This is a genomic window from Citrobacter youngae (assembly GCF_003818115.1).
Classification (GTDB): domain Bacteria; phylum Pseudomonadota; class Gammaproteobacteria; order Enterobacterales; family Enterobacteriaceae; genus Citrobacter; species Citrobacter youngae.
Map to the genome: position 1 here is coordinate 300,754 of NZ_RPOI01000004.1, position 13,816 is coordinate 314,569.

The 13,816-nt window shown below is 51.8% G+C and carries 15 protein-coding genes and 3 pseudogenes; 12 read left to right on the forward strand and 6 right to left on the reverse strand.

What is annotated here, in order from left to right:
• Window positions 1-36 precede the first annotated feature (36 nt).
• The 3 genes from speA to EHN13_RS24450 form a co-directional block, all read right to left on the reverse strand.
• On the reverse strand, window positions 37-2,013 hold the full coding sequence (gene speA, locus EHN13_RS03725) for a biosynthetic arginine decarboxylase (RefSeq protein WP_124020908.1): 1,977 nt from the start codon (window positions 2,011-2,013) through the stop codon (window positions 37-39).
• Window positions 2,006-2,152: an acid stress response protein YqgB gene (gene yqgB / locus EHN13_RS03730; RefSeq protein ID WP_005123310.1), complete on the reverse strand. Its 147-nt coding sequence runs from the start codon at window positions 2,150-2,152 to the stop codon at window positions 2,006-2,008. The genes speA and yqgB overlap by 8 nt, the downstream gene beginning before the upstream one ends.
• 91 nt (window positions 2,153-2,243) lie before the next feature.
• Window positions 2,244-2,381 carry a hypothetical protein gene (locus EHN13_RS24450; RefSeq protein ID WP_269149342.1) on the reverse strand — a complete coding sequence of 46 codons (138 nt, stop codon included), beginning with the start codon at window positions 2,379-2,381 and terminating at the stop codon, window positions 2,244-2,246.
• A 419-nt stretch (window positions 2,382-2,800) separates the two neighbouring features.
• Here EHN13_RS24450 and metK point away from each other — a divergent pair.
• The 8 genes and pseudogenes from metK to ruvX all read left to right on the forward strand — a co-directional run bounded on the left by metK (window position 2,801) and on the right by ruvX (window position 9,984).
• Window positions 2,801-3,954, forward strand: a pseudogene (gene metK / locus EHN13_RS03745) (methionine adenosyltransferase).
• Between the two features lie 401 nt (window positions 3,955-4,355).
• Entirely contained in the window at window positions 4,356-5,750 is a 1,395-nt protein-coding gene (galP, locus tag EHN13_RS03750) for a galactose/proton symporter (protein ID WP_003027074.1), read from the forward strand.
• Window positions 5,751-5,827: 77 nt separating this feature from the next.
• Window positions 5,828-6,325 (forward strand): SprT family zinc-dependent metalloprotease, encoded by a 498-nt coding sequence (locus tag EHN13_RS03755; protein ID WP_061068543.1) that lies wholly within the window; start codon window positions 5,828-5,830, stop codon window positions 6,323-6,325.
• A 94-nt stretch (window positions 6,326-6,419) separates the two neighbouring features.
• Complete coding sequence (gene endA, locus EHN13_RS03760; protein ID WP_016150969.1) at window positions 6,420-7,127, forward strand: deoxyribonuclease I; 708 nt, start codon at window positions 6,420-6,422, stop codon at window positions 7,125-7,127.
• 74 nt (window positions 7,128-7,201) lie between these two features.
• Window positions 7,202-7,933, forward strand: coding sequence for a 16S rRNA (uracil(1498)-N(3))-methyltransferase (gene rsmE, locus EHN13_RS03765; protein WP_115601492.1), 732 nt, complete (start codon window positions 7,202-7,204; stop codon window positions 7,931-7,933).
• Window positions 7,934-7,945: 12 nt separating this feature from the next.
• Window positions 7,946-8,893: a glutathione synthase gene (gene gshB / locus EHN13_RS03770; RefSeq protein WP_003027083.1), complete on the forward strand. Its 948-nt coding sequence runs from the start codon at window positions 7,946-7,948 to the stop codon at window positions 8,891-8,893.
• A gap of 111 nt (window positions 8,894-9,004) precedes the next feature.
• The gene (locus EHN13_RS03775; protein WP_048213499.1) at window positions 9,005-9,568 is read left to right on the forward strand and encodes a YqgE/AlgH family protein; all 564 of its coding nucleotides are present in this window, start codon (window positions 9,005-9,007) and stop codon (window positions 9,566-9,568) included.
• Window positions 9,568-9,984, forward strand: coding sequence for a Holliday junction resolvase RuvX (ruvX, locus tag EHN13_RS03780; RefSeq protein WP_006686843.1), 417 nt, complete (start codon window positions 9,568-9,570; stop codon window positions 9,982-9,984). The genes EHN13_RS03775 and ruvX overlap by 1 nt, the downstream gene beginning before the upstream one ends.
• Here the strand turns inward: ruvX and EHN13_RS03785 are convergent.
• Window positions 9,981-10,961 carry a type IV pilus twitching motility protein PilT gene (locus EHN13_RS03785; protein ID WP_124020910.1) on the reverse strand — a complete coding sequence of 327 codons (981 nt, stop codon included), beginning with the start codon at window positions 10,959-10,961 and terminating at the stop codon, window positions 9,981-9,983. The genes ruvX and EHN13_RS03785 overlap by 4 nt on opposite strands.
• A 17-nt stretch (window positions 10,962-10,978) precedes the next feature.
• Between EHN13_RS03785 and EHN13_RS03790 the strand changes: the two are divergent.
• Window positions 10,979-11,149 (forward strand): annotated as a pseudogene (locus EHN13_RS03790) (YggS family pyridoxal phosphate enzyme); the annotation flags it as partial.
• Window positions 11,150-11,154: 5 nt separating this feature from the next.
• On the opposite strand, the gene EHN13_RS03795 reads toward EHN13_RS03790, so the two are convergent.
• Complete coding sequence (locus EHN13_RS03795) at window positions 11,155-11,574, reverse strand: DUF3828 domain-containing protein (RefSeq protein ID WP_048213194.1); 420 nt, start codon at window positions 11,572-11,574, stop codon at window positions 11,155-11,157.
• A 516-nt stretch (window positions 11,575-12,090) separates the two neighbouring features.
• Window positions 12,091-12,216 (reverse strand): annotated as a pseudogene (locus EHN13_RS03800) (type IV pili twitching motility protein PilT); the annotation flags it as partial.
• A gap of 17 nt (window positions 12,217-12,233) precedes the next feature.
• Here EHN13_RS03800 and EHN13_RS03805 point away from each other — a divergent pair.
• From EHN13_RS03805 to yggU, 3 genes are read left to right on the forward strand one after another with little or no spacing between them, the layout of a single operon-like run.
• Entirely contained in the window at window positions 12,234-12,938 is a 705-nt protein-coding gene (locus tag EHN13_RS03805; protein WP_124020912.1) for a YggS family pyridoxal phosphate-dependent enzyme, read from the forward strand.
• 18 nt (window positions 12,939-12,956) lie between these two features.
• Window positions 12,957-13,523 carry a YggT family protein gene (locus EHN13_RS03810; protein ID WP_003825417.1) on the forward strand — a complete coding sequence of 189 codons (567 nt, stop codon included), beginning with the start codon at window positions 12,957-12,959 and terminating at the stop codon, window positions 13,521-13,523.
• Window positions 13,520-13,810, forward strand: coding sequence for a DUF167 family protein YggU (gene yggU, locus EHN13_RS03815; protein WP_005123286.1), 291 nt, complete (start codon window positions 13,520-13,522; stop codon window positions 13,808-13,810). Before EHN13_RS03810 ends, yggU begins: the two co-directional genes overlap by 4 nt.
• Window positions 13,811-13,816: the final 6 nt, after the last annotated feature.

The window sequence follows — 13,816 nt, forward strand, 5'->3', positions numbered from 1 at the left end:
GTTAATTTGCCCAGGTTCAAGCGAACCCGAGCAGCCTTACTCGTCTTCGAGATAAGTGTATCCGTACAGACCCGCTTCGAACTCTTCGAGGAATTGCTGTTGCAGCTCAGCATCCAGATCGGTTTTTTTCACCTGGTCACGGAACTGCGTCAGCAGGGTGTTCGGATCCAACTGCACGTACTGCAGCATATCCGCCACGGTATCCCCTTCGTCGGACAGCTCAACTTCCACGCTACCGTCGGGGAAGACGAACACGTCAACCGCTTCGGTATCACCAAACAGGTTGTGCATGTTGCCGAGGATCTCCTGGTACGCACCCACCATAAAGAAGCCCAGCATCGGCGGATTCTCAGGGTCGTATTCCGGCATCGGCATGGTGGTCGCAATGCCATCACCGTCAACGTAGTGGTCGATAGCACCGTCGGAGTCACAGGTAATATCCAATAGCACCGCACGACGCTCTGGCACCTGATTCAGTCCTTCGAGCGGCAGTACCGGGAACAGCTGATCGATCCCCCATGCATCCGGCATCGACTGGAACAGGGAGAAGTTGACGTAGATCTTATCCGCCATACGCTCCTGCAGTTCGTCGATAATCGGACGGTGCGCGCGGTTGCTCGGGTCGAGCTGTTTCTGCACGTCATGGCACATGTTCAGATACAACTGCTCTGCCCACGCACGCTCCTGCAGGCTGAAGGTGCCTGAAGAGTAACCCACGTGAATATCATGCAGATCCATCTGGCTGTCGTGCAGCCATTCGCGCAGCGAACGACGGGTTCCCGGCTCGTGCATCTCTTGCCAGGTTTCCCACATGCTTTGCAGGGCACGCGGTGCATCTTCAGCCGGCGGTGTGGCTTCGGTATGTTCACTACGCTCAACGCCGATAATGTTAGACACCAGCACAGTATGATGCGCGGTAACCGCACGACCAGACTCGGTGATGACCGTCGGATGCGGCAGACCATGCTCTTCACAGGCATCGCCAATCGCCCAAATGATATTGTTGGCGTATTCGTTCAGGCCGTAGTTTACGGAGCAGTCAGACTGCGAACGGGTACCTTCGTAGTCCACGCCCAGACCACCGCCGACGTCGAAGCACTGGATATTCACGCCCAGCTTGTGCAGCTCAACGTAGAAACGCGCTGATTCACGTACGCCGGTGGCGATATCACGAATGTTCGCCATCTGCGAACCGAGGTGGAAGTGCAGCAACTGAATGCTGTCCAGACGACCGCGCTCGCGCAGTATTTCCACCAGTTGCAGCACCTGGTTTGCCGCCAGGCCGAACTTGGATTTTTCGCCGCCGGAAGACTGCCATTTACCGGACCCCTGCGACGCCAGACGCGCACGCACGCCCAGACGCGGAACCACATTCAGACGTTCAGCTTCATCCAGCACGATAGCGATTTCAGACATCTTCTCGATGACCAGATAGACCTTATGGCCCATCTTCTCGCCAATCAACGCCAGACGGATGTATTCACGGTCTTTATAGCCGTTACACACGATCACGCTACGGGTCATTCCGGCATGGGCCAAAACGGCCATCAGTTCAGCTTTGGAACCGGCTTCCAGCCCCAGCGGTTCGCCGGAGTGGATCAGCGATTCAATCACGCGACGATGCTGGTTGACCTTGATCGGGTAAACGAGGAAATAGTCGCCGTTGTAACCGTAAGATTCACGGGCGCGTTTAAACGCGGCGTTAATCGAACGCAGTCGGTGTTGCAGGATCTGCGGGAAGCAGAATAATGCAGGCAGACGCTGGCCCTGCGCTTCACGGGCTTTCACCAACTCAGCAAGGTCAACGCGCGCTTCTGGTACGTCCGGATCCGGGCACACGCTGATGTGGCCCAGCTCATTGACGTCATAGTAGTTATTACCCCACCAGGCAATATCGTAAGTACGCAGCATCTTGCTGGCTTCCTCGGAACTCATTGCAACCTCCTGCATGGAGCGTAGTACACCGTGTTCGCCTGCTGACGAAGGCGAACCCAAAGAAATGTCGTCAGACATAGCGAACCTCAATTTTATTAACAAGTGTAAAACAGTTGACTACTATCGCAATCCATAGACGCGATAACAACCCAAATACAGGCAGAATTTCCAGCAGATAGTGCTGACGCTCCGACTGTGCGACCGGTTTCTTTTTCATATCAATGTAAACACGTAACCGAACTTAATGCTGACGGTTCGGCGAAACCACGAGAAAACTCTTGTTTACCAAGAGCGCCCTTGTTCAGTTCTTAGTGACCGTTACCGGCTCTTGAGTCCTGAGAAGCGCCGAGATGGGTATAACATCGGCAGGTATGCAAGATGCAGATTGCGGGGGACATATGTACACCAGAACGGTGCGACAGATTCAGCAGAATACAACGGTTCATTATCTCGTATCACCTCCACGGTTGCTCCTGACGGAACGAACCCACAAGCCAAAGCTAAAGTGTTAACCCGGCTGGAAGTGGCAACACGATGAAAACGTCGTGTGCTTTTTGTATGAGCCGCGCGCCGCGTTTTATACCGACAACAGTACGAAAATGCAAAAGATAAATACGTACATTGCCAGCACCGTCAGGAAAAATTTCCAGTTACATTTTCAGTACAATGCGACCTCAATCAAAAAAAGCTGGAAATCAGGCGAAGAACTGTCCTAAAATAGCCGTCCAGATGTTAATCCATCTATACCGATTAACACTCAGACTGCCAGTGTCCGTCATCTGCAGACTCATGGTAGAATCTTCTACACATGGCTATTCCACTCGACAGTTTGAGCTAACTAAATATTCCTTAGGTGAAATTAAATATGGCAAAACACCTTTTTACGTCCGAGTCCGTATCAGAAGGGCATCCTGACAAAATCGCTGACCAAATCTCTGATGCCGTGCTGGATGCAATCTCGAGCAGGATCCGAAAGCACGCGTAGCCTGCGAAACCTATGTCAAAACCGGTATGGTTTTAGTTGGCGGTGAGATCACTACCAGCGCCTGGGTAGATATCGAAGAGATCACGCGTAACACGGTTCGCGAAATTGGCTATGTGCATTCCGACATGGGCTTTGACGCCAACTCTTGCGCGGTTCTGAGCGCCATCGGTAAGCAGTCTCCGGATATCAACCAGGGTGTTGACCGCGCGGATCCGCTGGAACAAGGCGCTGGCGACCAGGGCCTGATGTTTGGTTATGCAACCAATGAAACCGACGTGCTGATGCCTGCGCCAATCACCTACGCGCATCGTCTGGTACAGCGTCAGGCTGAAGTACGCAAAAACGGTACTCTGCCGTGGCTGCGCCCGGATGCAAAAAGCCAGGTTACCTTCCAGTATGACGACGGCAAAATCGTCGGTATTGATGCCGTGGTTCTGTCGACTCAGCATGCTGAAGATATCGACCAGAAATCTCTGCAAGAAGCTGTCATGGAAGAGATCATCAAGCCGGTACTGCCGACTGAATGGCTGAGCGCTGCGACCAAATTCTTCATCAACCCGACGGGTCGTTTTGTGATCGGCGGTCCGATGGGCGACTGTGGCCTGACAGGTCGTAAAATCATCGTTGATACCTACGGCGGCATGGCGCGTCACGGCGGCGGTGCATTCTCTGGTAAGGATCCATCTAAAGTTGACCGTTCCGCAGCCTATGCAGCTCGTTACGTCGCGAAAAACATTGTTGCCGCTGGTCTGGCTGACCGTTGTGAGATTCAGGTTTCCTACGCCATCGGCGTGGCTGAACCGACCTCTATCATGGTTGAAACCTTTGGTACCGAAAAAGTACCTTCTGAGCAACTGACCCTGCTGGTGCGCGAGTTCTTCGACCTGCGTCCGTATGGCCTGATTCAGATGCTGGATCTGCTGCACCCGATCTACAAAGAAACCGCAGCTTACGGTCACTTTGGCCGCGAACATTTCCCATGGGAAAAAACCGACAAAGCCGCTCTGCTGCGTGAAGCTGCCGGTCTGAAGTAATTTACTGAAGACTGTCCGCTTAGTAAGACCAGCCTCGTGCTGGTCTTTTTTTATTCCCCAATTTTCCCCCCAACGCCTCGTCACCTGAACAATGCAGTGAAGCGGTCCTCTAACAACAATGAAAGCGATTACATAGCACCGATTTTATATCCACAACAAGTTAACATCTCTTTTCCGTCAAGCTTGCGTCACTGTTACATTATTTTTCAGGATCGTCTTAATTCCAGGCAATTAACCATATTTAATCGTATTATAAAATGTTAATTTTCAAATGGTTAATCGATAATCGTGATAAATGTCAGTGTAACCGATTACACTAATGTGATGTGATTCGCATTTTTTTACCCCGTACTCACCTACCCTTAACATCAACAAAACTAGCTACCCAACCGGAGGGCATCATGCCTGACAATAAAAAAACGGGGCGTTCCAACAAAGCCATGACATTTTTTGTCTGCTTTCTTGCAGCCCTGGCTGGATTACTTTTTGGCCTGGATATCGGTGTTATTGCCGGTGCTTTACCGTTCATCACCGACGAGTTCCAAATTACCCCCCACACTCAGGAATGGGTGGTGAGTTCGATGATGTTTGGTGCTGCCGTGGGTGCCGTCGGCAGCGGTTGGCTCTCCTTCAAATTGGGGCGTAAAAAGAGTCTGATGATCGGCGCAATCCTGTTTGTTGCCGGTTCACTGTTCTCCGCCGCGGCGCCAAACGTTGAAGTGCTGCTGGTTTCCCGCGTACTGCTCGGCCTGGCGGTGGGCGTTGCGTCTTATACCGCGCCGCTGTACCTGTCTGAAATTGCCCCGGAAAAAATTCGTGGCAGTATGATCTCTATGTATCAGCTGATGATCACCATCGGTATTTTGGGTGCGTATCTTTCCGATACGGCGTTTAGCTACAGCGGCGCATGGCGCTGGATGCTGGGCGTGATCATCATCCCTGCCCTGCTGCTGCTGGTTGGCGTCATCTTCCTGCCGGACAGCCCACGCTGGTTTGCTGCTAAACGTCGTTTTGTCGATGCTGAACGTGTTCTGTTGCGTCTGCGTGATACCAGCGCAGAAGCCAAACGCGAGCTGGATGAAATTCGTGAAAGCCTGCAGGTGAAGCAGAGCGGCTGGGCGCTGTTTAAAGAAAACAGCAACTTCCGCCGCGCGGTATTCCTTGGCGTCCTGTTACAGGTGATGCAGCAGTTCACCGGGATGAACGTCATTATGTATTACGCACCGAAAATCTTTGAGCTGGCGGGCTACACCAACACCACCGAGCAGATGTGGGGGACGGTTATCGTCGGTCTGACCAACGTGCTGGCAACCTTTATCGCCATTGGCCTGGTTGACCGCTGGGGCCGTAAACCTACGCTGATCCTCGGCTTTATCGTCATGGCCGTCGGTATGGGCGTGCTGGGTACGATGATGCACGTGGGTATTCACTCGGCGGCCGCGCAATACTTCGCTGTACTGATGCTGCTGATGTTTATTGTTGGTTTCGCCATGAGTGCCGGTCCGCTGATTTGGGTACTGTGCTCTGAAATTCAGCCGCTGAAAGGTCGCGATTTCGGTATCACCTGCTCTACCGCAACCAACTGGATAGCCAACATGATTGTCGGCGCTACCTTCCTGACGATGCTGAACTCGCTGGGAAGCGCCAATACTTTCTGGGTCTACGGTGGTCTGAACGTCTTGTTCATCTTCCTGACCCTGTGGCTGATACCTGAAACTAAAAATGTCTCTCTGGAACACATTGAACGTAACCTGATGAAAGGTCGTAAACTGCGCGAAATTGGCGCACACGACTAATCACGAAAAGCTTCCTCCCCCGCGGGAGGAAGCCTTCCTCTTGCAGTCCCTTCCCTGTCGCACTATCCTCTGGCGTTATGAAAACCTCCCGTCTCCCTATCGCCATCCAGCAAGCCGTTATGCGCAGCCTGCGGGAAAAACTCGCACAGGCCAATCTTAAGCTCGAGCGTAATTATCCGGAACCTAAGCTGGTGTACCAACAGCGCGGCACCGCTGCAGGCACCGCGTGGTTACAAACCTACGAAATCCGCCTCAATCCGGTACTGCTGATGGAGAACGTTGACGCATTCGTGAATGAGGTGGTGCCCCATGAACTGGCGCATTTACTGGTGTGGAAATACTTTGGTCGCGTGCCGCCGCACGGCAAAGAGTGGAAATGGATGATGGAGAGCGTGCTGGGCGTGCCAGCCCGACGCACACATCAGTTCGAACTGCAATCCGTGCAGCGTAAGACCTTTACTTACCGCTGCAAATGTCAGGAACACCAACTGACCGTACGCCGCCATAACCGCGTGGTACGCGGTGAAGCCACCTACCGCTGCGTTCACTGCGGCGAACCACTGATTGCAGAATAATCTTCAGAATTATCAGGAACTTTTCTGATCTAACTGATTGCATACAGGAATGACTTTCGCTACGTTGCGGGCTCGTTTTGACACGGAGTTCGTGATGTACCGTAATTTTTCTTTTGCTGCGGCCCTGTTAGCCGCAGCATTTTCAGGCCCGGCTTTAGCCGAAGGCATCAATAGTTTTTCCCAGGCAAAAGCCGCAGGCGTCAAAGTTAACGCCGATGCGCCAGGCGATTTCTACTGTGGTTGCAAAATTAACTGGCAAGGCAAAAAAGGGGTCGTGGACCTCGAATCCTGTGGCTATAAAGTGCGAAAAAACGAAAACCGCGCCAGTCGAATTGAATGGGAACACGTTGTCCCCGCCTGGCAGTTTGGTCATCAGCGCCAGTGCTGGCAGGACGGGGGGCGTAAAAACTGCGCTAAAGATCCGGTCTATCGCAAAATGGAAAGCGATATGCATAACCTGCAGCCTGCGGTAGGTGAAGTGAATGGCGATCGCGCAAACTTTATGTACAGCCAGTGGAACGGTGGTGAAGGCCAGTACGGACAGTGCGCGATGAAGGTTGATTTCAAAGAGAAAGTTGCCGAGCCGCCTGCCCGCGCCCGTGGTGCCATCGCGCGTACCTATTTTTATATGCGCGACCAATACAACCTGACGCTCTCCCGTCAGCAAACCCAGCTTTTTAACGCCTGGAATAAGCAGTATCCGGTCACCGACTGGGAGTGTGAGCGCGACGAACGCATCGCGAAGGTACAGGGGAATCATAACCCGTATGTGCAACGCGCTTGCCAGGCGCAAAAGAGCTAACCTACACTAGCGGCAATATTTTTAACCATGCCCTGGCCTTTAATAGCCCAGGGCCATGACGCGGATGTTTAACTATGCGCATTCCCCGCATTTATCACCCTGAGCCAATCACTTCCGGTAGCCGAATTTCATTGTGTGAAGATGCTGCCAACCATATCGGCCGCGTACTACGTATGGGGCCAGGCCAGCCGCTACAGCTGTTTGATGGCAGCAATCAGGTATTCGACGCCGAAATTACCCACGCCAGTAAGAAAAGCGTGGAAGTGAAGGTGCTTAACGCTGAACTCGACGATCGGGAATCACCGTTGCATATCCACCTGGGCCAGGTAATGTCGCGCGGTGAAAAAATGGAATTTACTATCCAGAAATCGATCGAACTGGGTGTAAGCCTCATTACGCCACTTTTTTCTGAGCGCTGCGGCGTTAAACTGGACAGTGAACGCTTGAACAAGAAGCTCCAGCAGTGGCAGAAAATCGCCATTGCCGCCTGCGAACAATGCGGTCGTAACCGGGTGCCTGAAATTCGCCCGGCAATGGATCTGGAAGCATGGTGCGCAGAACAGGACGAAGGTCTGAAACTCAATCTGCATCCTCGCGCCAGCGCCAGCATCAACACGCTGCCGCTCCCGGTGGAGCGCATCCGCTTGCTGATTGGCCCGGAAGGTGGGCTATCGGCAGATGAAATTGCCATGACCGCACGGTATCAGTTTACTGATATTCTGTTAGGACCTCGCGTTCTGCGTACTGAGACAACTGCGCTCACCGCCATTACCGCGCTACAGGTGCGTTTTGGCGATCTGGGCTAACGGAGAAAAACAATGATCAAGCTCGGCATCGTGATGGATCCCATCGCAAGCATCAACATCAAGAAAGATTCCAGCTTCGCTATGCTGCTGGAAGCGCAACGCCGCGGTTACGAAATTCATTATATGGAGATGGCCGATCTTTATCTGATCAACGGTGAAGCCCGCGCCCATACGCGTACCCTGAGCGTAGAGCAGAACTACGACAAATGGTATGAGTTCAAGAGCGAGCAGGATCTCCCACTGGCAGACCTGGACGTTATTCTGATGCGTAAGGATCCGCCGTTTGATACCGAGTTCATCTACGCGACCTATATTCTGGAACGTGCAGAAGAGAAAGGAACGCTGATCGTCAATAAACCGCAGAGCCTGCGCGATTGCAACGAAAAGCTGTTCACCGCATGGTTTGCCGACCTGACGCCGGAAACGCTGGTCACGCGTAACAAAGCGCAGTTGAAAGCCTTCTGGCAAAAACACAGCGACATCATTCTCAAACCGCTGGACGGCATGGGCGGAGCCTCTATTTTCCGCGTGAAGGAAGGCGATCCGAACCTTGGCGTTATTGCGGAAACGCTGACAGAGCACGGTACCCGCTACTGCATGGCGCAGAACTATCTGCCTGCAATTAAAGATGGCGATAAACGCGTGCTGGTGGTCGATGGTGAACCCGTTCCGTACTGCCTGGCGCGTATTCCGCAGGGCGGTGAAACCCGTGGCAACCTGGCCGCAGGTGGCCGTGGCGAGCCGCGTCCATTAACCGACAGTGACTGGGAAATTGCCCGTCGCATTGGGCCGACGCTGAAAGCGAAAGGTTTGATTTTTGTTGGTCTGGACATCATTGGCGATCGTCTGACGGAAATTAACGTCACCAGCCCAACCTGTATTCGTGAAATTGAAGCGGAGTTCCCGGTCTCTATTACCGGTATGCTAATGGACGCCATTGAAGCGCGCCTGCAAAAATAAAAGAACTCGCCGGTAGAAGGGACCCTACCAATACTAATAGTGACAGCGCTCCTGTTTGTACGCATACTGGGCGCTGTTGCTTTTTTGAACCAGGAAACAGAACCTCTGACAATGAATTTACAGCATCACTTTCTAATTGCCATGCCTGCTCTCCAGGATCCAATTTTCCGCCGTTCCGTGGTGTATATCTGCGAACACAATGAGAACGGAGCAATGGGGATTATCGTCAATAAGCCTCTGGAAAACTTACAAATTGAAGGGATTCTGGAAAAGCTGAAGATCACGCCTGAAGGACGCGATCCGTCCATCCGTCTGGATAAAGCAGTGATGCTCGGCGGCCCGTTGGCGGAAGACCGCGGATTTATTCTGCATACTCCGCCCGCCCGTTTTGCATCCAGTATCTTAATTTCTGATAACACTATCATCACGACCTCCCGCGATGTATTAGAAACGTTGGGCACGCAGGAGCAACCGTCCGAGGTGCTGGTGGCATTGGGCTATTCATCATGGGAAAAAGGCCAACTGGAACAAGAGCTACTGGATAACGCCTGGCTCACCGCCCCCGCCGATCTCAACATTCTGTTTAAAACGCCGATTGCCGACCGCTGGCGCGACGCTGCCAAACTTATCGGAATAGATATTCAGACCATGCCCGGCGTGGCGGGACACGCATGATGAGCGGAACATTACTCTCTTTTGATTTTGGTACGAAAAGTATCGGCGTCGCCGTGGGTCAGCGCATTACCGGTACGGCCAGGCCATTGCCCGCCATCAAAGCACAGGACGGTACGCCAGACTGGAATTTGATTGAACGCCTGCTGAAAGAGTGGCAACCGGATGAAATCATTGTCGGCCTGCCACTCAACATGGATGGCACCGAACAGCCCCTTACCGCGCGCGCACGTAAATTCGCTAACCGCATTCATGGTCGCTTTGGCGTAACCGTAACGCTGCACGATGAACGTTTGAGCACCGTCGAAGCCCGCTCAGGCCTGTTTGAGCAAGGCGGTTACCGGGCGTTGAATAAAGGCAAAGTGGACTCCGCTTCTGCCGTTATTATCTTGGAAAGCTATTTCGAGCAGGGCTATTAAAGCCGCCCCTGCGCCTGTCGCTGCTGCAAACTTTGTGCAAACGTCTGCATACCTGTCTGCTGCCCGGTTTGAATCACGCCGGGTAGCTGATGGTTCTTCCCTTCGCGGATCAAATTGCCCACGGCGAGCGTGTTAACGAGCAGCTCGAATAGCGCCACGCGTCCCCCCTGCTTATCCTCCTCCAGTTTTTGCGAAAGAACCGCCCGCAAGCTGTCTGCCAGTTGATTACGCACCGGATCTTTCTCTGATGCAGCAAAGGAATCCACCAGCCGCGCAATGGCTTGTGCAGCCCCACGCGTGTGTAGCGTTGCCAGCACCAGATGTCCGGTCTCCGCCGCCGTTAATGCCAGCCGAATGGTTTCCACGTCGCGCAGCTCGCCCAGCAAAATAACGTCGGGATCTTCGCGTAGCGCACCGCGCAAACCGGCGGCGAAAGAGACGCAGTGTACGCCCACCTCCCGCTGTTGAATGAGACAACGCTGGCTGGCGTAGCGGTATTCAATAGGATCTTCCAGCGTCAGAATGTGTCCCTCAATATGCTGATTAAGATACTCCACCATCGCCGCCAGGGTCGTAGATTTACCGCTGCCGGTGGCGCCTGTCACCAGAATTAACCCATTTTCACTGCGCAGCAGTTCAGGTATGGCCTCGGGAGTCTGGAGATCGTCTAAATGAGGACAATCCAGCGGTAGCAGTCTTAGCGCCAGTGACGTTCCTTGCTGATGGGCAAATGCGCTGGCGCGCAGCCGCCGGGAGTCCGTCAGGGTAACGGCAAAATCAACCTGCCCTTGCTCCCGCCACTGTACCTGTTGTTGCTCACTGAGCCAGCACATCAGCAGATTCTCTACGTCAGGCGTGGTAAATGGCGCGTTTTCGATTTTTCCACGCCTGCGCCAACGCGCAGGCCATGCATTGCACAGGTGTAGATCCGACACGTTATGCTTTACACTAAGGGCCACTATTTCTTCCATATTCATATGAACATCCTCGGAAAATGAACGATATCGCGCATAACCTGGCACATGTCCGGGACAAAATCTCAGCCGCCGCGACGCGTTGCGGGCGGTCTTCAGAAGAAGTTATGTTGCTTGCAGTCAGCAAAATCAAACCTGCGAGCGCCATCGAAGAAGCCATTACCGCAGGATTATTTTCAATTGGTGAAAACAATAACTAATGGCGAGTAGCCACGCTCTTGATTTTCCATACACCATTTTCTTCTACCATGCAGTCAATGACTTTTTGAGATGACTCACCTGTTCCAAATGTCAAATAGACATTGGTACAAATAGGATCAGTTATAGTCAGATCAATACTAATATGCTTACTCCAGTCTTCATCTGCAAAATCCTGAACCTTTAGAAAATAATCCTCTTCAAGCTCATTATTCATATAAGCTTGTTTTAATTTATTCAATGTATCAATACTAACGAAAGGCTCTAATGCCGTCGGGTTATCTGCAACTGGGATGACATTATGAGCAATCTGCTTTATATACCAGGTATTGAATTTTAATGCTTGTGTATCAGCAGGAACTATTTCTGCCATAGCAAATGATGAGAATAGAAAAGTAAATAATATTAATCGCTTCATCAGTTGTGCCTATATAATTTATACGAAGACTGACTTTTACGATAACCAGGTCCGGGGTAGACGCCATGTTCGATAGCTGCTGTTACTGCCCTGGCACAATAACCCGTAGCGTGTGGATAAGCATTATGTCTAACAAAATTTATAGCGGCTTCTTTATTCCACATTTACAACACTTCATTTATAAACGAAGAATATGAAATATCACAAAGCGAACCATTAGCATGAACATTAAATGCTTCTAACTCCATTTATTGACATCATCACCATGTCCCAAACTTATATTTGCAATGTGTATTATCGTTTAGTTATAAAATCAGTAACAATATTTACCCCATCAATTATGCAATGGCTTAATTTCATTAGAGATATAATTTCACACCTGTTTTTATTACTTTAAACCTTTAAATTAAAGCAAGCCTGAGCTAAATAAAAACGAATTAAAAATTCTATTTGTTAAATCTGTTTACATCCTCCTACAGACTCACATTTTGTACTCAGCACATCCACAGTCCCACCAGGCGTGGTAAATGGCGCGTTTTCGATTTTTCCACGCCTGCGCCAACGCGCAGGCCATGCATTGCACAGGTGTAGATCCGACACGTTATGCTTTACACTAAGGGCCACTATTTCTTCCATATTCATATGAACATCCTCGGAAAATGAACGATATCGCGCATAACCTGGCATATGTCCGGGACAAAATCTCAGCCGCCGCGACGCGTTGCGGGCGGTCTTCAGAAGAAGTTACGTTGCTTGCAGTCAGCAAAACCAAACCTGCGAGCGCCATCGAAGAAGCCATTACCGCAGGGCAGCGAGCCTTCGGTGAAAACTATGTCCAGGAAGGGGTGGATAAAATCCGCTACTTTCAGGAAAAAAGCGTCAACGATCTGCAGTGGCACTTTATCGGCCCGCTGCAGTCCAACAAAAGTCGTCTGGTCGCCGAGCACTTTGACTGGTGCCATACGATCGACCGTCTACGTATCGCTGCCCGTCTGAGCGAACAGCGCCCGGCAGACCTGCCGCCGCTGAATGTGCTGATCCAGATTAATATCAGCGATGAGAACAGTAAGTCAGGGATTCCGCTGGCAGAGCTTGATGCCCTGGCCGCTGAAGTCGCTGTGCTGCCGCGCATTACCCTGCGTGGTTTGATGGCTATTCCCGCTCCTGAGTCAGATTATGTAAGGCAGTTTGAAGTTGCACAGCAAATGGCTGTAGCATTTGCCGGGTTGAAAACACGCTACCCAAATATCGATACGCTCTCGCTGGGGATGTCTGATGATATGGATGCCGCTATCGCGGCGGGTAGCACGATGGTGCGCATCGGCACTGCCATTTTTGGTGCTCGTGATTACACTAAAAAATAAGGAAAATTAAGGAACACCATGAATACGTTGACCTTCCTGCTCTCAACGGTAATTGAGCTGTATACCATGGCGCTGCTACTGCGCGTGTGGATGCAATGGTCTCGCTGCGATTTCTACAACCCGTTCTCGCAGTTTATTGTGAAAATCACTCAGCCCATTATTGGGCCGTTACGCCGTATTATTCCTCCGATGGGGCCCATTGACAGCGCATCAGCATTAGTCGCGCTCGTTCTCAGCTTTATCAAAGCCATCGTGCTGTTTAAGGTGGTGACGTTCCAGCCGATCATCTGGATCGCCGCCGTGCTGATTGTCCTGAAAACCATCGGACTGCTGATTTTCTGGGTACTGCTGGTGATGGCGATTATGAGCTGGGTCAGCCAGGGCCGCAGCCCGGTGGAGTACGTGCTGATCCAACTGGCGGATCCGCTGCTGCGTCCTATTCGTCGTATTCTTCCGGGAATGGGGGGGATAGATTTCTCGCCGATGATCCTGGTTCTGCTGCTCTATGTCATTAACATGGGGATCGCGGAAGTGTTACAGGCGACAGGCAACATGCTGCTGCCGGGGCTGTGGATGGCGCTATGAGTGCCGTTACACCCTGCGACGACGGTCTGGTTTTACGGCTCTATATTCAGCCGAAAGCCAGCCGTGACAGTATTGTGGGTTTACATGGCGACGAGCTAAAAGTCGCCATTACCGCCCCGCCGGTCGATGGACAAGCCAACAGCCATCTGGTGAAGTTTCTCGGCAAACAGTTTCGCGTAGCGAAAAGCCAGGTCGTCATTGAGAAGGGCGAGCTTGGCCGCCATAAACAGGTTAAAATTATTCATCCGCAACAGATCCCGCCCGAAATTGCGGCGCTAACTGATTAGGTATCC